The 19181-nt window shown below is 65.0% G+C and carries 16 protein-coding genes; 7 read left to right on the forward strand and 9 right to left on the reverse strand.

Features of this window, described 5'->3' with window-relative positions; translation table 11 throughout:
• The 6 genes from CIT40_RS29235 to CIT40_RS29260 all read right to left on the reverse strand — a co-directional run bounded on the left by CIT40_RS29235 (position 1) and on the right by CIT40_RS29260 (position 7922).
• A complete protein-coding gene (locus CIT40_RS29235) occupies positions 1–774 on the reverse strand; it encodes a hypothetical protein (RefSeq protein ID WP_094893311.1) in 774 nt (257 codons plus the stop codon).
• Positions 771–1709 (reverse strand): DUF6895 family protein, encoded by a 939-nt coding sequence (locus CIT40_RS29240; protein WP_094893310.1) that lies wholly within the window; start codon positions 1707–1709, stop codon positions 771–773. The genes CIT40_RS29235 and CIT40_RS29240 overlap by 4 nt, the downstream gene beginning before the upstream one ends.
• 45 nt (positions 1710–1754) lie before the next feature.
• The gene (locus CIT40_RS29245; RefSeq protein WP_148667241.1) at positions 1755–2105 is read right to left on the reverse strand and encodes a hypothetical protein; all 351 of its coding nucleotides are present in this window, start codon (positions 2103–2105) and stop codon (positions 1755–1757) included.
• 213 nt (positions 2106–2318) lie between these two features.
• Positions 2319–5486 (reverse strand): multidrug efflux RND transporter permease subunit, encoded by a 3168-nt coding sequence (locus CIT40_RS29250; RefSeq protein WP_244611870.1) that lies wholly within the window; start codon positions 5484–5486, stop codon positions 2319–2321.
• Positions 5487–5492: 6 nt separating this feature from the next.
• Complete coding sequence (locus CIT40_RS29255; RefSeq protein ID WP_094893308.1) at positions 5493–6683, reverse strand: efflux RND transporter periplasmic adaptor subunit; 1191 nt, start codon at positions 6681–6683, stop codon at positions 5493–5495.
• 219 nt (positions 6684–6902) lie between these two features.
• Positions 6903–7922 (reverse strand): SAM-dependent methyltransferase, encoded by a 1020-nt coding sequence (locus tag CIT40_RS29260; RefSeq protein WP_094893307.1) that lies wholly within the window; start codon positions 7920–7922, stop codon positions 6903–6905.
• 167 nt (positions 7923–8089) lie between these two features.
• On the opposite strand from CIT40_RS29260, the gene CIT40_RS29265 reads away from it, so the two are divergent.
• The 4 genes from CIT40_RS29265 (at position 8090) to CIT40_RS29280 (ending at position 11201) form a co-directional block, all read left to right on the forward strand.
• The gene (locus CIT40_RS29265; RefSeq protein WP_162307730.1) at positions 8090–9112 is read left to right on the forward strand and encodes a flagellar motor protein MotA; all 1023 of its coding nucleotides are present in this window, start codon (positions 8090–8092) and stop codon (positions 9110–9112) included.
• A gap of 162 nt (positions 9113–9274) precedes the next feature.
• Positions 9275–10303 carry a peptidoglycan -binding protein gene (locus CIT40_RS29270; protein ID WP_094893306.1) on the forward strand — a complete coding sequence of 343 codons (1029 nt, stop codon included), beginning with the start codon at positions 9275–9277 and terminating at the stop codon, positions 10301–10303.
• 148 nt (positions 10304–10451) lie between these two features.
• Positions 10452–10898 carry a GNAT family N-acetyltransferase gene (locus tag CIT40_RS29275; RefSeq protein ID WP_094893537.1) on the forward strand — a complete coding sequence of 149 codons (447 nt, stop codon included), beginning with the start codon at positions 10452–10454 and terminating at the stop codon, positions 10896–10898.
• Between the two features lie 78 nt (positions 10899–10976).
• Entirely contained in the window at positions 10977–11201 is a 225-nt protein-coding gene (locus CIT40_RS29280; protein WP_094893305.1) for a hypothetical protein, read from the forward strand.
• Positions 11202–11286: 85 nt separating this feature from the next.
• On the opposite strand, the gene CIT40_RS29285 is transcribed toward CIT40_RS29280, so the two are convergent.
• The gene (locus CIT40_RS29285; RefSeq protein WP_094893536.1) at positions 11287–13137 is read right to left on the reverse strand and encodes an ABC transporter ATP-binding protein/permease; all 1851 of its coding nucleotides are present in this window, start codon (positions 13135–13137) and stop codon (positions 11287–11289) included.
• Positions 13138–13333: 196 nt separating this feature from the next.
• On the opposite strand from CIT40_RS29285, the gene rpmE reads away from it, so the two are divergent.
• Entirely contained in the window at positions 13334–13561 is a 228-nt protein-coding gene (gene rpmE, locus CIT40_RS29290; RefSeq protein ID WP_008137002.1) for a 50S ribosomal protein L31, read from the forward strand.
• Between the two features lie 275 nt (positions 13562–13836).
• On the opposite strand, the gene rcdA is transcribed toward rpmE, so the two are convergent.
• Positions 13837–14346, reverse strand: coding sequence for a protease adaptor protein RcdA (gene rcdA / locus CIT40_RS29295; RefSeq protein ID WP_094893304.1), 510 nt, complete (start codon positions 14344–14346; stop codon positions 13837–13839).
• A 506-nt stretch (positions 14347–14852) separates the two neighbouring features.
• Entirely contained in the window at positions 14853–15044 is a 192-nt protein-coding gene (locus CIT40_RS29300; protein WP_094893303.1) for a DUF1192 domain-containing protein, read from the reverse strand.
• Positions 15045–15160: 116 nt separating this feature from the next.
• On the opposite strand from CIT40_RS29300, the gene CIT40_RS29305 reads away from it, so the two are divergent.
• Together CIT40_RS29305 and CIT40_RS29310 are read left to right on the forward strand one after the other, a co-directional pair.
• Positions 15161–16159, forward strand: a complete 999-nt coding sequence (locus CIT40_RS29305) for an NAD(P)H-quinone oxidoreductase (RefSeq protein WP_094893302.1) — start codon at positions 15161–15163, stop codon at positions 16157–16159.
• A 139-nt stretch (positions 16160–16298) separates the two neighbouring features.
• A complete protein-coding gene (locus CIT40_RS29310; RefSeq protein ID WP_162307731.1) occupies positions 16299–19175 on the forward strand; it encodes an EAL domain-containing protein in 2877 nt (958 codons plus the stop codon).
• Positions 19176–19181: the final 6 nt, after the last annotated feature.

Below are 19181 nucleotides of genomic sequence, written 5' to 3' on the forward strand. Positions count from 1 at the left end.
TCATTCCGATAGCCCGATACGGCGCATCAACCGGAACCCCGGCACCGTGAGCTCCTTCAGTGTCCACAGCGCCTGAACGCTCGCTGCGCATCTGACGATGAACGCGAGTTCGGGATCCTCCCGACTCGCCGGTACCACGCCTTGGGTCGACAGGAAGGCGCCATCCGGATCCTGGCTACGCTCCGTGAAAAGCACGAAGCTCCGTCGGAATGGCTGCGAAGCGTGGCTGCAATAGACGCTCGCTCTCGCACTTCGATGTGCGAAGATAAGGTTGAACGAACGCGCAGCTGCCAAGGCCACGCCTTGAAGCAGTTCGCAGCAAAGAGGCGCTTTCTCAAGCTCGCATGCACCCCAATCGCTGGCGGTCTCAATCGCGCAAACCGCCTGTCTTGCGCCCTGCGGTCCCTCGGCCAGCCATTCGATGAGCCTGTGGGACGACAGGGAATGGCCTGACGCCTTCGCGGTTGCCTTTGCAGCGAGTACCATCGAAGTCGCCGGAGCGTTCGCCAAGATCGCTGTGAGAGGATCGACCTGGAGGAGATCTCCCGGGCGGATGTCCCGCGATATGTCCGCGAACAGGCCCCGCGCGGGGCGGGATTCGCTGACACAGCCGCAGACCCGAGCGAGAGCTGCGGCATGCACCTGCGCTGCACCTCGACAAGAACTCGCCATCGACTGTGATCGAAGCCACGCCTCGGTACGATCAATCGCCAGCTCCAGGTCGGATTCCCGGCCGTGATCCTCGGCCAGCCGCTCTCGCCCGATGACAATCATGGATTTCGCGCCTCGGCCGCCAACAGGAAGAGGCTGACCACCGTGGGGTGATACACCTCGAGGAAATCGGGCCGCCCGCCTTCATCGGAGGCTCCGCGCTTTGAGGTAGACGGGGGCAGATATCCACTCGGATGCTGGACCTCACAGATGCAATTCATCGCCCAGCGATCGAGTTCTTCGTCAAAGCCGAGGTACAGGCGACACATCAGCAGCTCTGCGGTCAGATCCCAGTTCTGCTCTGCGATGCACATCGAAAGCGCGAGCCGGACGTACGACTCGATGGCCGGCCTCAACTCCGCCAGGAAGGGTGTCGCATCGACGGCGCCGAAGTCGGTCAGATCGAACAGGATGTGGGTTACGGCATAGAGATCGATGTCTCTGACGTAAGGCAACTCCGGGCCCGTGGCCAGCGAGCTCGCCCGGAGCAGCACTTGCTTTGGAGGCAGGCAATGTTCGAGACCTGCCGCATCGAAGTAGTAGCACAGATCGAGCTTCTGCCAGGCATTGTGCTCAATGCGGTCGACATAGCCCCGTGACAATACCTGCTGTAGGCGTGCTCGCAACGCGGAGCAGGCCGGCGGCCGAAGATCCCCCATGGCAACCGCAAGCGCAACATGGTTCGCGAACAGCCCGAGTGCACTGTCGACGTTTGCGAAAACGCCTTGTTCATCGGCCATCGATATCCATTTGGCAACCAACGCGCGAACCTCAGGGCGTTTGCGCAGGTCCGGGATTCGGCACGCTATGCGCAACGCTGCGCCGAGCTCGCCAAATGCCTTCCGAAGCCCCCCGGAGCTTGTCGCTTCGGGCGCGTGGACGCTGGGCTCCTCCTCCCGGGGCGGACGGAATTTTTCTAGATTGGCCTCAAGCCAGCGCAGCACGCCCGCTGTAAACGAGGCGCGCTGCTTCTCACTGCGAAAAAGCGTCTGCTGCATCGGGCCGGATGATCGCGCCAGTTCCGCCGTCTCCGGAACAGAGACTTACGGCATTGCAATGATGATGTGACTGTTCGTGATCCACTCCGCGGGCATGGGCGTCTGCGGTTGCTTGTTGACGATTTGGCTCGCGAGATCGTCAAGTGAAGAGATGCCGGCGCCGCGAAGCCGAAGCAGGACTTCATCCTTTCCAACCTTCGGCCCGCCGCAATAGGCATCGCCAGCCGCAAGCACGATGTTGATCGCCGTCTTTACCAGCGAACTCGATATAGCACCGGCGAGTGCCACGAGCGCGGGGCGCGCTGCCGGCCAAAGGCTACAGAAATTCGTGGCCCCAACCGCCGCTGTATCAGCTGCGATCTCCGCGTGTGGAACAGTGATTGAAAGATTCGCCATGGGAGTTTCCTCATTGATTATTCTGTGGCGTTGCGAACCACAATTATAAGATGTCAATCATATAATCATAAACTATTAATTGAGATGACGCAACCAGAGATTGATCCGCGCCGCAATGATCTGAAGGGCAAATTGAATTGGAGTCGAGAGCCGCCATCGGTCTTCGCCCCGGCAAGACGACGGGGGAACCCACTAGCGCTGCAGAATGGTGGCTTAACCGCCCTCGTGGGTGGGAGCCGCGGCCGCATACGACGCAGGCTCGGCCAACTGATGCATCTTCGGCTCCCGATCCCCACCCAGCACGCGCTGCACCGAGACGAAGAACACCGGCACCATCAAGAGCGCCAGGATCACCACGGCGATCATGCCGCCCATCACGATGGAGCCGAGCGCCTGCTGGCTGGCGCCGCCGGCGCCGTGGGCGATGGCCATCGGAAGCACGCCGCAGATGAAGGCGAGGCCGGTCATCAGGATCGGGCGGAAGCGCAGGCGGCAGGCCTCGATGGTGGCGTCCACCAAGGGCTTGCCCTCTTTCCGCAGATCCTTGGCGAACTCGATGATCAGGATCGCGTCCTTGGCCGCAAGGCCGATGATGGTGATCAGGCCCACGGTGAAATAGACGTCGTTGGGCAGGCCGCGCAGCATCGCCGCGATCACGGCGCCGACGATGCCGAGCGGCACGGTGAGCAGCACCGCGAGCGGAATGGTCCAGCTCTCGTAGAGCGCGGCCAGGCACAGGAACACCACGAACACCGACAGCGCCAGCAGGAACGGCGCCTGCGAGCCCGATAGCTTTTCCTGCAGCGACTGCCCGGTCCATTCATAGCCGAAGCCGCGCGGCAGTTTTCCCGCAAGCCGCTCCATCTCGGCGATCGCATCGCCCGAGGTGAAGCCGGGCCTGGCTTCGCCGGAGATGCGCACCGCCGGATAATAGTTGAAGCCGGCGATCTGAGTCGGACCGCGGGCCCATTCGACCGTGGCGAAAGACGAGAACGGCACGAGCTGGCCGCGGCTGTTCTTGACGTTGTAGTTGAGGATGTCCTCGGTCCGCATGCGGTCGCGGGCGTCGGCCTGCACCACGACGCGCTGCATGCGGCCGCGGTTCGGGAAGTCGTTGATGTAGTTCGAGCCGAGATTGGTCGAGATCGTGTTGTTGATGTCCTCGAAGGTGACGCCGAAGGCGCCGGCCTTCTCGCGGTCGATCACCAGATTGACCACGCCCGCTTCGGGCAAGCCCTCGACATAGACCTTCTGCAGCACCGGGCTCGCATTGGCCTCCGCGATCAGCTGGTCGGCGGCGCGCATCAATTGCTGATAGCCCTTCTGGCCGCGATCCTGGAGGCGGAACGAGAAACCCGAGGAGTTGCCGAGATTGTCGATCGGCGGCGGCTGCAGCGCGGCGATCTTCGCGTCGCGGATCGAGGCCCCCAGATCGCGGTTGATGTCGTTGACGATGGCCGCAGCGGAATCCTTCGGTCCGCGCTCCGACCAATCCTTCAGCGTGATGAAGGCCTGCGCGGTGTTCATGCCCTGGCCGGAAAAGCTGAAGCCGGTGAGGAAGGTGACATCCTTCACGCCCGGACGCTCGGCGAGATATTTCTCGACCTTCTCGATCACGGATTCGGTCCGGGAGTAGGACGAATCCGACGGCGTCTGCACGTCGGTGGTGACGAAACCCTGGTCGTCGATCGGCAGGAAGCCGCCGGGCAAATTGACGAAGGCCCAGGACAGACCGACGAGCAGCGCGACGTAGACCAGCATCAGGCGGCCGGTGCGCTTCAGCGAGAAGCCGACGGTGCGTGAATAGCCGTCCCTGCCGCCGTCCAGCATGCGGTTGAACCAGCCGAACACGCCCCGCTTCGCATGACCGTGGCCGGCCGCGACGGGCTTGAGCAGGGTCGCGCACAGGGCCGGCGTCAGCGACAACGCCAGGAAGGCGGAGAAGCCGATCGCCGCGACCATGGTCACGGAGAACTGCCGGTAGATGATGCCGACCGATCCCGGGAAGAACGCCATCGGCACGAACACCGCCATCAGCACCAGCGTGATGCCGATGATGGCGCCCGATATCTGCGACATCGCCTTGCGCGTCGCCTCCTTCGGCGGCAGCCCCTCCTCCGCCATGATGCGTTCGACGTTCTCGACCACCACGATGGCGTCGTCGACGAGGATGCCGACCGCGAGCACCATGCCGAACATGCTGAGCATGTTGATGGAGTAGCCGGCGAGCAGCAGCACCGTGCAGGCGCCCAGCAGCGCCACCGGCACCACGATGGTCGGGATGATGGTGTAGCGGATGTTCTGCAGGAACAGGAACATCACCACGAACACCAGCACCACGGCCTCGACCAGGGTCGACAGCACCTTCTCGATCGAGGCCTCGACCACCGGCGTGATGTTGTAGGGAATCTCGTAGGTGATGTTGGCCGGGAAGAAGCGCGACAGCTCCTTCATCTTCTCTTCGACCGCGCTCGCGGTCGCCAGCGCGTTGCCGGTCGGCGACATCAGCACCGACAGGCCGGCGGTCGGCTTGCCGTTCAGGCGCGTGTTGAACTGGTAGCTGAGACCACCGACCTCGATGCGTGCGACGTCGCGCAGCCGCACGGTCGAACCGTCGGCATTGGCGCGCAGGATGATGGCGCCGAACTCGTCCGGCGAGGACAGCTGGCCCTTGACCAGCACCAGCGCGGAGGTGCGCTGGTTCGACGTCGACGGCTCGGCACCGATGCTGCCCGAGGCGACCTGCGCGTTCTGCGCGGCGATGGCCTTGTTGACGTCGTCGGCGGTGAGCCCGTAGCCCACCAGCTTGGCGGGATCGACCCAGACGCGAAGCGATCGCTCGGTCGAATAGAGCGTGGCGCGGCCGACGCCGGGAATACGGCGGACTTCGCCGAGCACGTTGCGGATCATGAAGTCGCCGAGGCCGACCTCATCGAGGCTGCCGTCGGTCGAACTGAGCGTGATGATCTGCAGCACCGCGCTGGAGGCTTCCTCGACCAGGATGCCCTGCTGCATCACCGCGCGCGGCAGGCGCGCCTCGACGCGCTTGATGCGGTTCTGGACCTCGACCGAGGCGTCGTTGGTATTGGTGCCCGGCTGGAAATTCGCGATGATCTCGACCTGACCGAGCGAGTCGCTGGTCGATTCGAAATTGAGGATGCCGGAGGCGCCGTTGAGCTCCTCCTCGATCAGCCGCGTGACGCTGTTGTAGAGGTTTTCGGGCGAAGCGCCGGGATAGCTGGTCGAGATCGAGATCGAGGGCGGCGCGATGATCGGATATTGCGCGATCGGCAGCAGCGGCACCGCGATCGCGCCGATCAGACATATGAACAGCGCGACCACCCAGGCGAAGATCGGCCTGTCGATGAAGAAACTCGCCATGATGCTCTACTGCATCATCTGCGCGCGTTGACTTTCCACGATGGCTTCGGCCTCGGCCCAGGATTGCGGCTTGACCTTGTCGCCTGCCGCGAACCTCTGGAAGCCTTCCACGACGACCTTGTCACCGGACTTCAGGCCTTCGGTGATGAACCAGACGCCGTCCTGCACCGAGCCGGTGCGCACGGGCTGCACCGCGACGCGGTGGTCGTCCTTCACGACGAAGACTTCGCTGCCGCCGCCGCCATTGCGCTGAACCGCCTGCTGCGGCACCGCGATCGCGTCGCTGTCGATGCCCTGCTCGATGCGGACCCGAACATACATGCCCGGCAGCAATTCGCGGTTCAAATTGGGAAATTCACCGCGCAGCGTCACTTGCCCGGTATTGGCGTCGACCTTCGCGTCGGAGAACAGGAGCTTGCCGTTCAGCGGGTAGATCGTGTTGTCGTCGAGCACGAGACGCACCTTGGCGGCGTCGGGCGCAATGCGATCGAGGTCGCCGCTCGCGAAGGCGCGGCGGAGCTGATTGAGCTCGTTCACCGATTGGGTGAAGTCGGCATAGATCGGATCGAGCTGCTGAATGGTCGCGAGATTGGTCTCGTTCTGCACGGCGAGAGCGCCCTCACTCACCAACGCAGCGCCGACGACGCCGTCGATCGGCGCCCGCACGGTGGCGTAGTCGAGATTGAGCTTGGCACGCGCGAGGTCGGCCTTGCGGCCCTCGACCTCGGCGCGAGCCTGGAGCTCGGCCGCGATCGCCTTCTCGTTCTCCGCCTCGGGCGCGGCGCGCTGGCTGGTGAGCGTGGCGATGCGGTGCGCCTGCTGCTTGGCCTGCATCAGCGCAGCCTCCGCTTTGGCAAGCGCGGCCTGGTTGGCCGACACTTCGACCTCGAACGGACGCGGATCGATGCGGTAAAGCGGATCGCCCGCCTTCACTTCGCTGCCCTGGTGGAACAGGCGCTCGACCACGATGCCCGAAATACGCGGCCGAACGTCGGAGACGCGCGTCGGCGCGATACGTCCAGGCAGTTCCCGCACGATGGAGCGTGGCTGCGGCCTGACGGTCACGACGCTGACGTCGGGTTCGGTCGGTTGCGCCTGGACGATCGCAGAGTTTGATTCATCACAGGCCGCAAGAATCGGCGCCGCAACCGCGAGCATTATGGCCACGCAGGCGGATCGCGCATTTGGTGCTGACATAAAGGTAGTTGCCCCGTTCAATCGCATTGCGCTCGGACTTCCAGAAGGTTCCGGACAGTCTGATTTGCAAAAGAAAATAATCGGTGCTTGCTGCAACGCAATGAGGCCATCGGCGGCTCATTGTCACACGACCTATCCCATTCTAAAGACGGGTGTTTTCTGGAGTCACCGGATCGTGAATCCGGTTCCATCGCGGCGTGCTGCGACGGAACATCGCAATTACTCCGCAGCCTTCATCCGATAGTGGCTGACGCCCCATTCGGTTCCATCGGCATAGCCGAACAGGCCCGCTGTCGCGAGCAGGAACCAGCGCCATCGCCGCGTCCACAGGCTGGTCTGTTCGCCATGGACCTGGCGCAGGGACGCCTCGATCGCGTCCCCATGCGCGTCGACATTGGCGAGCCAGTCGTTGGCGGTGCGCTGATAATGCGTGCCGCTCCAGCACCATTCCTTCTCGACCGTGAAGATGTCGTCGAACTGCCTGACGAGATGATGGCTCGGCATCAGCCCGCCGGTGAAGACGTGCTGCGCGATCCAGTCCTCGCGATCGAGCCGGTCGAACAGCTGCGAGCCGGAGCGATGGGTGACGATCTGCATGTAGAAACGCCCGTCCGGCGCGAGCCATGACCGCAGCCGTGTCATCAGCTTGCGCCAGTTCATCATCTGCTCGAACATCTCGACCGAGACGATGCGGTCGAACCGGGCGTCGGGCGCGAACACGTTCATGTCAGCGGTGACTACGTGCAGGTTCGGCAGGCCGCGCCGCCGCGCCTCCTCCTCGACATGAGCGCGCTGCGCCTGCGAGGTCGACACCGCCGTCACCCGGGCGCGCGGAAACTGCCGCGCCATCCACAGCGACAGCGAGCCCCAGCCGCAGCCGAGCTCGAGGATGGTCTGGCCGTCGGCGAGGCCGGCATGCTCGACGGTCTGGCGCAGCGCCTCCTCCTCCGCCTCCTGCAAAGTGGTCGCGTCGGTCTTGTAGAAGCAGCAGGAATATTTGCGGTTGGGGCCGAGCATTTTGGCGAAGAACGAAGCGGGCACCTCCTCACGCCGGGCTTCCGCGTTTTCGGCGATCGGCCGCAGCATCATCCGTCCGGCGAAAGCGGCGTCAGTGGCCGCATCCTGCGCCGCAAGGCGGGTTGCGCTGCGGGAGCACAGGCGCTGGATCGCGGCGCGGATCACGACGTCCGGCAACGGCACGCGTTCGGCAGTCCCGATGATCGCGGAAACGACGCTCATGCGCCCCCCGGCTGGCAAATCTCTGCAAGTACTGGCTTATCAAAGCGCCGCTTCCGGTCCGGGTTCCCCAACTGGCCCCGAAATCAGCGCATCCGGCGCTTTTTTTGGGCTGGCGCTGTGCCATAGTGCGCACCGCACGCAAGCTTTTGGAATGGATGATACCGGTCATGCCGTCAGGCACCTCGCCCCGCTCCACCATGGATATCGAGTACACGAAGCTGTCCTCACCCAGCGTCTTCCTGGTGCGGATGCTGGTCTTCCTGGTGCTGTGCGCGCTGGTCGGCGTGGTGCTCTACAAGCAGATCATCCAGGCCTTCTTCGCCAATCCCGGCCTCAATGCCCTGATCGGGGCGGTGCTGTTCATCGGCATCATCCTGGCCTTCCGCCAGGTCATCCGGCTCTATCCCGAGGTCTCCTGGGTCAATAATTTCCGCATCGCCGATCCCGGCCTGGCGCCGGCCCGGCACCCGAAACTGCTGGCGCCGATGGCGGCGATCCTCGGCGGCGAGCGTTCCGGGCGGATGTCGATCACCCAGGCCACCATGCGACACCTGCTCGATTCGATCGCGACCCGCCTGGACGAGGCCCGCGACATCTCGCGCTACATGACGGGCCTGCTGGTCTTCCTCGGCCTGCTCGGCACCTTCTGGGGCCTGATCGAGACGGTCGGCTCGGTCGGCAAGGTGATCGACGGGCTCAAGGTCGGCGGCGATTCCGGCGCCCTGTTCGACACGCTGAAGGAGGGCCTCGCCGCCCCGCTCGGCGGCATGGGCATCTCGTTCTCCAGCTCGCTGTTCGGCCTCGCCGGTTCGCTGATCCTGGGCTTCCTCGATCTGCAATCGAGCCAGGCGCAGAACCGCTTCTACACCGACCTCGAGGACTGGCTTGCCACCACCGTGCGCGAATATGGCAGCGGCGAGGTTGCGGTCGCTTCCAGCGGCGGCGGCGGGGTCGCCAGCGGCGAGCTCCAGGCCGCGGTCGAACGCTTGCGCTCGGTGCTCGAGGAAGGCAGCGCCAGCCGCGGCACCACGGCGGCAATGGCGAGCCTTGCCGAAGCCATCCAGGCGCTGGTGTCGCACATGCGCACCGAGCAGCAGATGATCCGCGAATGGGCCGACGGCCAGGGCGAGCAGAACCGCGAGATCCGCCGCCTGCTGGAACGCATCGCGCGCCAGCCCGAGAAGAGTTGAGACGTAACGAAGGTTTCGTGCCCCGGACGCAGCGCAGCACGCAGTGGTGCGCTGCCGAGCCGGGGCCCAGCACCTTCTGAGCAACAGATGGGTCCCGGCTCTGCGCAGCAGCGTTCCACGCTGCAGCGCGTCCGGGACACGAGAGAACGAACGGAGACGTAAATGGCCTTAGCGCGCGGCCGCCGCGGCGATACCTCCTTCAACTACTGGCCCGGCTTCGTCGACGCGCTGTCGACGCTGGTGCTGTCGATCGTGTTCCTGCTGTCGGTATTCCTGGTGGTGCAGTTCTTCCTGTCGCAGGAGGTCACCGGCAAGGACAAGGCGCTGGAGCAGCTCAACGCCAAGATCGCGCAGCTCAACGAGCTGCTGTCGCTGGAGAAGCTCGGCAAGCTCACGCTCGACGACCAGGTCTCGCAATTGAAGGCCGGCCTCGCCTCGGCCGAGACCGAGCGCGACCGCATCAAGGGCCTCTATGACGGCCTCGCCGCCGCCGGCAACGACGCCCAGGGCAAGACCTCCGAGCTCGGCAAGGCGCTGGATTCGGAGAAGGCGGTCTCGGCGCGGGCGCTGGCCCAGATCGAGGTGCTGAACCAGCAGATCAGCGCGCTGCGCCGGCAATTGGCGGCGCTGGAAGAGGCGCTCGACGCCAGCGAGAAGCGCGACAAGGAATCGCAGAACCGCATCGCCGATCTCGGCTCGCGCCTGAACGTGGCGCTGGCGCAGCGCGTGCAGGAATTGTCGCGCTACCGCTCGGAGTTCTTCGGCCGGCTGCGCGCGATTCTCGGCAACCGGCCGGACATCCGCATCGTCGGCGACCGCTTCGTGTTCCAGTCCGAAGTGTTCTTCGACACCGGACAGGCGACGCTGCTGCCCGAGGGGCGCGCCGAGCTCGACACGCTCGCTGCCGCGCTGATCGATCTGGACAAGAAGATCCCGAGCGAAATTCCCTGGGTGCTGCGTGTCGACGGCCATACCGACGTGCGTCCGGTCAACGGCCCGACCTTCAAATCCAATTGGGACCTGTCATCGGCACGCGCGATCTCGGTGGTGCAATATCTGGTTTCGCTCGGCGTGCCCGCCCAGCGGCTGGTCGCGGCCGGCTTCGCGGAGTTTCAGCCGCTCGACACCGCCAACACCGAAGAGGCCTACAAGCGCAATCGCCGTATCGAGCTGAAGCTGACGGAGCGGTAGTGGTGTCGGCTACGCCACATCTTGTCATTGCCGGGCTTGACCCGGCAATCCATCAGACAAGATTGTTGCGAAGTGGATGGATGGCCGGGCAGAGGCGAGCGGAAGCGACGCCGTCCTTCGAACGGCTATGCCCGGCCATGACGAGTGTATCCGGATGATCCATCTGCGTCCCTATCGCGTCGAGGACGAAGCGGCGACGATCGACCTCTGGCACCGCACCTGGCAGCAGGCCTATCCGCAGATCGATTTTGCCGCGCGGCTCGACTGGTGGCGCGAGCGCTGGCGCAAGGATCTGGTGCCGAAGGCGTCCATCGTCGTCGCGGAAGCGGACGGCGCGCTGACCGGGTTCGTCACCATCGACGACGAGGGTTATCTCGACCAGCTCGTGGTGGGGCCGGATCACTGGGGCTCGGACACCGCGCGGCTGCTGGTGGACGAAGCGAAACGCCTGTCGCCGTCGGGCATCACGCTGCTCGTCAACAGGGACAACATTCGCGCCATCCGCTTCTACGAGCGCAACGGCTTTGCCCATGCCGGCGACGACGTGAACCCGACCTCGGGCCGGCCGGTGCTGAAGATGATTTGGCGAGCGTGAGGCCCATCACGCTGGGATCCCTGGGCGTCTGCTAGTCGTTGGTGCAATGAGCGATGGCAAGCGGATGGGAGACGATCGATGAAGCTGCGCGACCTGGCCCAGGGCTCCTCGGTCTTTCTCGGCGTCATCGTTGCCGGCTATCTGTCGACGACCTATGTCGACCAGCACTTTGCATCGCGCGAAGCGATGCATGCGGCTGCGCCGTCGAGCGGCCCAGCCCCGTCGGCCTGCGTCGGTGAGGACGGCAGTTGGAAGAACTGGTCATGGCCAAATGTGCCGGCGCTGTCGCCGAAGTGCCGGTGAGACGAAGCAAAAGTGCGAAAACAACCCCATGCACAGTAGGCCACGCAAGCAAAATCAATAGCTTACGCGACCACCAGAAAGACCTTTACGCCCCCTCGAACTGCAACCTCGCCAGCCGTGCATAAAGCCCGTTCGCGGCCACGAGCTCGGCATGGGTGCCCTGCTCGACGATCTTGCCCTGGTCCATCACCAGGATGCGGTCGCAGGACAAGACTGTCGCGAGGCGATGCGCGATCACCAGCGTGGTGCGGTGGCGCATCAGCTCCTCCAGCGCGGTCTGCACCAGCGTTTCGCTTTCGGCGTCGAGCGCGGAGGTGGCTTCGTCGAGCAGCAAGAGCGGCGCGTCGCGCAGGATGGCACGCGCGATCGCGATGCGCTGGCGCTGGCCGCCGGACAGCGTCACGCCGCGCTCGCCGAGCGGGGTGTCGAAACCTTCGGGCAGGCGGCGGATGAACTCGGCGGCATGCGCGAGCTCGGCCGCGCGCTCGACCTCCGCATCGGTCGCACCGGGCCGGCCGAAGCGGATGTTCTCGCGGGCACTGGCGGCGAACACGTTCGATTCCTGCGGCACCAGCGCGATGCGCGCGCGGAAATCGCGGGGGTCGGCGGATCTGACGGGCACGCCATCAAGCGAGATCGCACCGCTGCGCGGGTCGTAGAAGCGCAGCAGCAGGTGGAAGATCGTGCTCTTGCCGGCGCCGGACGGACCGACGATCGCGACCTTCTCGCCGGGGCGCACCGTGAACGAGACGGCATCGAGCACCTTGACGTCGCGCCGCGCCGGATAGGCAAAGCTGACCTGATCGAAGCCGACCTCGCCGCGTCCCGGCACCGGCAGCGCGCGCGGCGTGGCGGGCGCCTTGATGTCGGGCTGCACACGCAGGATCTCGAACAGGCGCTCGGCCGCGCCCGACGCCGCCGAGACCTCGCCCCAGACTTCGCTGAGCTGGCCGAGGCCCGCTGCGGCGAACACCGCATACAGCACGAACTGACCGAGCCGGCCCGGCGAGATCGCGCCTGACAGCACGTCATGCGAGCCGATCCAGAGGATCGCGACCACGCTTGCGAACACGATGAAGATGATGATGGCGGTGAGCACGGATCGCGCCTGGGTCGAGGTCCGCGCGGCCTCATAGGCCTGCTCGACCTCGCCGCCGAAACGCTTCTCGGCGAACGCCTCGCTGGTATAGGCCTGCACGGTGCGGATCGCGCCGACCAGCTCGCCCGCATAGGCCGACGCCTCGGCCAGCGTGTCCTGTGCGTTGCGCGACAGACGCCGCACCCAGCGCCCGAAGGCCACCAGCGGCAGCACGATCAGGGGAATGGCCAGCAGCACGAAGCCCGACAGCTTCGGGCTGGTGATCACCATCATCGCCGTCGCGCCGAGAAACATCATGAGATTGCGCAGCGCGATCGATACCGAGGCGCCGACGGCCGATTTGAGCTGGGTGGTGTCGGCGGTCAGCCGCGAGATCAATTCGCCGCTGCGTGCGGAATCGAAGAAGGCGGGAGACAGCGAGAGCAGGTGAGCGAACACGTCACGCCTGAGGTCGGCGACGATGCGCTCGCCGATCGTCATCACGAGGTAGTAGCGCGCGGCGCTGGCCAGCGCGAGCACGCCCACCACCGCGAGCATCACCGAGAAGTAATCGTTGATCAGCTCGATGCCCTCGGGCGTCAGGCCGAAATCGATCATCCGGCGCACCGCGACCGGCACCAGCAGCGTGGTCAATGCCGCGACCGTGAGCGCGACGAAGGCCAGCGCCGCCCGGCCGCGATAGCGGCTGACATAGGGCGCCAGCGCAAGCAGCGGCCGCAGCTTGGCGCGACCCTTGGCCGGCTCTTCGATCAGCTCGGCCTCGATCGAGGGGGTGTCCGCGGCGTTCATTTTGGGCTGGTCGACATACTGGCCATCAAGCCGTTCCACTGCGCTCATGAGATCCAACCCATTGCATTCGTTTGCTCCCAATAGGCCGGTGCAAGGGTAGTGGCAAATCCGGGATGTCCCTTAGGGGCTAGCCCGGTTCAGAGGCCAGGATGGCTTGTTTTGTGGGGTTTCGTGCGGTATAGAGCCGCCCAAATCCGTCATTCGTTAGCCACCCAAGAAGGCGCCGGGGCGCCGAGGAATTGCCATGAAAGCCGAAATTCACCCGAATTATCATACGATTAAGGTCGTGATGACCGACGGAACCGAGTACCTGACCCGCTCCACCTGGGGCAAGGAAGGCGACACGCTGAACCTCGACATCGACCCGAAGTCGCACCCGGCCTGGACCGGCGGCAACGCCCAGATGCTGGACCGTGGCGGCCGCGTCTCGCGCTTCCAGAAGAAGTTTTCGGGCTTTCTCAAAAAGGATTGATCCGGCCCGCAAAGGCTGGAGACGAAAACGCCCCCGCAAGACGGGGGCGTTTTTGTTTTGGGGCGTGTCATCGCCTCGCTGCCAGACCCGTCATCCCCGCGCAATGGCGAAGCCATTGTCGCTGGAGGCGCGAGCGGCGCGATGCAAAGCATCGCGCCGGAAGCCTCGAAGGATGCACGGCCCCACGCTGGCAGCCGGGCCGTCGCCCTTCGAGGGCCGCTGAAGGAGCGGCCACCTCAGGGTGACGGGATCAACATCGGATTTTCGGTCGGCGCTTACCGCTCGAACGCCGCCTTCAGCGCGTTGAGGTGCGGCACCAGCGGATTGCCGATCGCGGTGTACTCGGCCGGCGGGGTGTGGATGGTGGTGTCGAGGCGGCGCACGCGGGTCTGTAGGCTCATCGAGCGATAGATCAGATCCTGGAGCTGCGAGGGCAGCTTCTCGATGGTGTCGTCGGGGCCGGGATCGGCGGCGCTGAGCTTGACCTTGGTCTTCTCGCGGTTGGCCTGGCCGAGCGTCATCTCGCCTTCCTTCACCGCGCGATGCAACAGCAACCAGGAAGCAAGCTGCATCAGGCGGGTGGTGAGGCGCATGCTCTCGGTCGCGTAGGTAAGGCTGACCGCACGATCGAGCGCCTTGGCCTCGGTGCGGCCGGCGCCGTCGAGATAGGCGGCGGTCTCTTCGACAAGATCCATGCCCTCGCGGAACAGGACGCCGAACGCCGCAGAATTGGTGAATCGCTCGCTGAGTTGAACGAGAGCGCCGTCGGCCTGCAAACGTTCCATGGTTAACGCCTCTTACGCAACTGTTTGACTGCCCGGCTTTGGCAGCCGGCTTATGATGAACAAATCATTGCGCGGGCGGGACGCCGAGTCCAGTGACAAGCGCGGATATGGTTTCCACGGGTTGCTCCCCGGGAATTCAACCGCAACGCGATGCAAAAACGCAAAAAAAGAGCCGCCGGATGACCGGCGGCTTTGAAAGTTGATAACAGGGAGGCGTCAAACAGAGTGGACAGGAGCCACTCGGTGTCCAAACGAGGACAGTTCCAGTCATAAACCCGAAAGCTTAATCTGGAGTAAACGAGCGATTTTTTTGAGGGTTCGTTAGCCATGTCGGTCAGTGGCCGAGTGGGGTCTCGTGCCCCGGACGCAGCGCAGCGCGTAGCGGTGCGTTGCAGAGCCGGGGCCCAGCGCTTTGGGTGAGGCGTTGGAGAGACATGGGTCCCGGCTCAGCGGAGCAGCGTTGCACGGCTGCACCGCGTCCGGGACACGATGGGAGGCGCGAGAGCCTACTTCTTGAAAAAATTATCCGCCGCGTCGCGCGAGGCGCGCTTTTTGGTGGCGGCTTCCTCCAACCTTGCGATCTCGGACTTCAGCAGCGTGACGCGCTCGGTCAGTTCCTCGACCGACAACAGTGAGAGGTCCTGTCCGATTTCATGGCTGATCTTCTTGCGCGGGCGGTCGTCGTCTTCCGTCGCCATCCTCGTTCCTCCTCTCGTCCGCGGACCGGACCACACGGCTGAGACAGTTGCCAGTCCGGAGCGCGCTGGCTAATCAATGGCCTCGTTCATCCCGCACCTTCACCCAAGGACACATCATGGACAAGCTGCCTGCGCAAATGACCGTGGTCGCCATCTCCAAGCCGGGCGGACCGGAGGTGCTGGTGCCGGAACAACGCGCCCTTCCGCAGCCCGGTCCCGACGAAATCCTGGTCAAGGTGATGGCTGCCGGCGTCAACCGGCCCGACGTCGCACAGCGCTCCGGCGCCTATCCGCCGCCGCCCGGCGCCAGCGACCTGCCCGGTCTCGAGATCGCGGGCGAAGTGGTGGCGGTCGGCAGCAATGCCAAGCGGCACAAGATCGGCGACAAGGTGATGTCGCTCGTTGCCGGCGGAGGTTATGCGCAGTACTGCATCGCCCAGGACGCCCAGGCGATGAGCGTTCCGCCCGCGCTGTCCATGAAGGAAGCCGGCGCGCTGCCGGAAACCCTGATGACGGTCTGGCACAACGTGTTCGAGCGCGGTGGCCTGAAGGCAGGCGAGACGCTGCTGATCCATGGCGGCTCCTCCGGCATCGGCACCATGGCGATCCAGCTCGCCAAGGCGTTCGGTGCGAAGGTGTTCGTCACCGTGGGATCGCAGGACAAGATCGATGCCTGCCTCAAGCTCGGCGCCGATCGCGCCATCAATTACAAGAGCGAAGACTTCGTCGCCGTGGTCAAGGAAGCGACCAACAAGGAAGGCGTCAACCTCATCCTCGACATGGTCGCCGGCGAATATGTCGACCGCAATTATGATGCCGCCGCGGTCGACGGCCGGATCGTGCAGATCGCAACCCTCAACGGCCCCAAGGTCACCGTCAACATCGCCAAGGTGATGGTCAAGCGCCTGACCCATACCGGCTCGACCCTGCGCCCCCGTACTAATGCGGACAAGGCGGCGATGGTGGCCGCGATCGAAGCGAAAGTGATGCCGCTTTTGCGCGAAGGCCGGGTCAAACCGCTGATGGACAGCACTTTCCCGCTGGAAAAGGCGGCCGATGCGCACCGGCGCATGGAGACGAGCGCACATATTGGCAAAATTGTGTTGGAGGTCTAGGCCGCCGGCCCACAGGCAGCGGCGGAAACCCTTTGATTTTCCTTGCTTTCGTGGCATCTATCGCGACGCACCGAACGCACCCGTTCGGTCTGAAATCGTCTTCATCTGAAGAGTTTGCGTCGAACGCGGAGAACTGACCTTGCGTCTGATCAGGTGCCTCGCGCCCATCGCGCTGGGCCTCATGATTCTCGTCGCCGCGTATCCCGCGCGCGCGCTCGACGCTGTCAGCGTCCGCAGCGACGCGCCCGCGATCGACCTCACCGGCGTGCTCGAGCATCAGCGCAGCGATGCCGACCGCATCCAGGTCTCCACTGCGCCGGGCACCGACGGCATCGTCCGCCGCATCGAGGTGCGCGCCCGCGAAGGCGGCCAGAACTGGGTGGTGTTCGCGCTCGCCAACAACACCGACGACCAGCTCGACCGCCTGATCGTCGCCCCGCATTACCGCATCGTCTCCTCGGGGCTGCTGTGGCCCGACCTCGGCCTGTCGCGCATCGCGACCATCACGCCATCCACCGGCGACCGGCCGGAGCGGCAGGAAAGCCCGACCGCCGACGTCTTCCGCGTCACGCTCGACCCCGGCGCCGTCGTGACCTTCGTCGCGGAGCTGCGCACCGACAAGCTGCCGCAGCTCTATCTGTGGGAGCCGGAAGCCTACAAGGACAAGGTCAACTCGTTCACGCTCTACCAGGGCATTGTGATCGGCATCTCCGGCCTTTTGGCTCTCGTTCTCACCATTCTGTTCGTGGTGAAGGGCAGCATCATGTTCCCGGCGGCCGCAGCGCTGGCCTGGGCGGTGCTGGTTTATATCGGCGTCGATTTCGGGTTCTGGGGCAAGGTGCTCGATATGTCGAACAACGCCGAGCGCATCTGGCGCGCGGCGGGTGAGGCGATCCTGGCGGCCACGCTGCTGGTGTTCCTGTTCGCCTATCTCAATCTCAGTCGATGGCACGTGCGCTATTCGCACATCACGGTGGGCTGGCTGGCGTTCCTGGGCTCGCTGGTCGCGCTGGCCCTGTTCGATCCGGCGGTGGCCTCCGGCATCGCGCGCATCTCGCTGGTGCTGATCGCCTTCGCCGGCTTCGCGCTGATCGTCTACCTCTCCACCCACGGCTTCGACCGCGCGGTGCTGTTGATCCCGACCTGGTTCCTGCTGGTGGTCTGGGTGGTCGCGGCCGGCATGACGGTGGCGGGTTCCGTGACCAACGACATCGTCGGCCCGGCCCTGCTCGGCGGCCTCGTCCTGATCGTGATGCTGATCGGCTTCACGGTGATGCAGCACGCCTTTGCGGGCGGCGGCGCCACCACCGGCGTGGTCTCCGACATCGAGCGGCGCGCCCTGGCGCTGGCCGGGTCCGGAGACCTGATCTGGGACTGGGACGTGTCCGCCGACAAGGTTTTCACCAGCCCCGAGACCGAAGCTCTGCTCGGACTGAAGCGCGGCACGCTGGAAGGCCCGGCCGCCTCCTGGCTCGAAGTACTGCATCCGCTCGACCAGGACCGCTTTCGCGCCGCGCTCGACAGCGTGCTCGACCAGCGCCGCGGCCGCCTGGTTCAGGATTTCCGCCTGCGCACGCCGGACGGCCATTTCATGTGGTTCGCGCTGAAGGCGCGCCCGGTGGTCGGCTCCGACGGCGAGGTCTCGCGCGTGGTCGGCACGCTCACCGACGTCACCGAGCTGCGCAATGCCGAGGAGCGCCTGCTGCACGATTCCGTGCATGACAATCTCACCGGCCTGCCCAACCGAAAACTGTTCATGGACCGGCTGGGTGCGGTGGCGCATTTCGCCAAGACCATGCCGACGCTGCGGCCGACGCTGATGGTGATCGACCTCGACCGCTTCAAGCAGGTCAACGATTCCGTCGGCATCGCGGTCGGCGATTCCATTCTGCTCACCCTCGCCCGCCGCCTCACCCGCATCCTGAAACCGCAGGACACGCTGGCCCGCATGGCCGGCGACCAGTTCGGCCTGATCCTGCTGTCGGAGCAGGACCCGGCCCGCATCACCGCCTTCGCCGAGACCATCCGCAAGACCATCCGCGCGCCGATCGCCTTCAACGACCGCGAGATCTTCCTCACGGCGTCGATCGGCCTTGCGCTCTCCGATCCACAGACGCAGCTGACGGACGAGATCATCAAGGACGCCGAGCTCGCGATGTACCATTCCAAGCGCATCGGCGGCGACCGCATCGACGTCTACAAGCCCGCGATGCGCGCGCGGAAGACCGACCGCCTGACGCTGGAGAGCGAGCTGCGCCGCGCCATCGAGCGGCAGGAGCTCACCATCCTGTACCAGCCGATCGTTCGGCTGGAGGATCGTTCGGTCGCCGGCTTCGAAGCGCTGGTGCGCTGGGATCACCCGAAGCTCGGCCGCATGGCGCCCTCGGAATTCATCACCATCGCGGAAGAGACCGGCCTGATCGTCGACCTCGGCATGTTCGTGCTCGACCAGACCGCCAAGCAGCTCTCGATCTGGCAGCGCGCGATGCGCTCGCGCGAGCCGATCTTCGCCTCCGTCAACGTCTCGTCGCGGCAGTTGCTGCGCCACGATCTGATCCACGACATCCGTACCGTGCTGTCGCGCTCCTCGGTGGCCCGCGGCACGCTCAAGCTCGAACTGACGGAATCGCTGGTGATGGAGAATCCGGAGCACGCGGCGCAGATGCTGACGCGGATCCGCGAGCTCGGCACCGGGCTGTCGCTCGACGATTTCGGCACCGGCCATTCGTCGCTCGCCTATCTGCAGCGCTTCCCGTTCGACACCATCAAGATCGACCAGTCCTTCGTGCGTACCACCAACCGCGGCACGCGCCCCGTGATCCTGAAGTCGATCATCGCGCTCGCGCACGATCTCGGCATGGACGTGGTGGCCGAAGGCGCCGAGACCGATTCCGACGCGGTCGAGCTCTACCAGATGGGCTGCGAATACGCGCAGGGCTTTGCCTTCGGCGAGCCGATGGACGCGGACGCCGCGATGCGGCTCTTGACGGAAGTGCGGCTGGAAGCGGCGAGCTGATCTTTC

This window comes from Bradyrhizobium amphicarpaeae, assembly GCF_002266435.3.
Taxonomy (GTDB): Bacteria; Pseudomonadota; Alphaproteobacteria; order Rhizobiales; family Xanthobacteraceae; genus Bradyrhizobium; species Bradyrhizobium amphicarpaeae.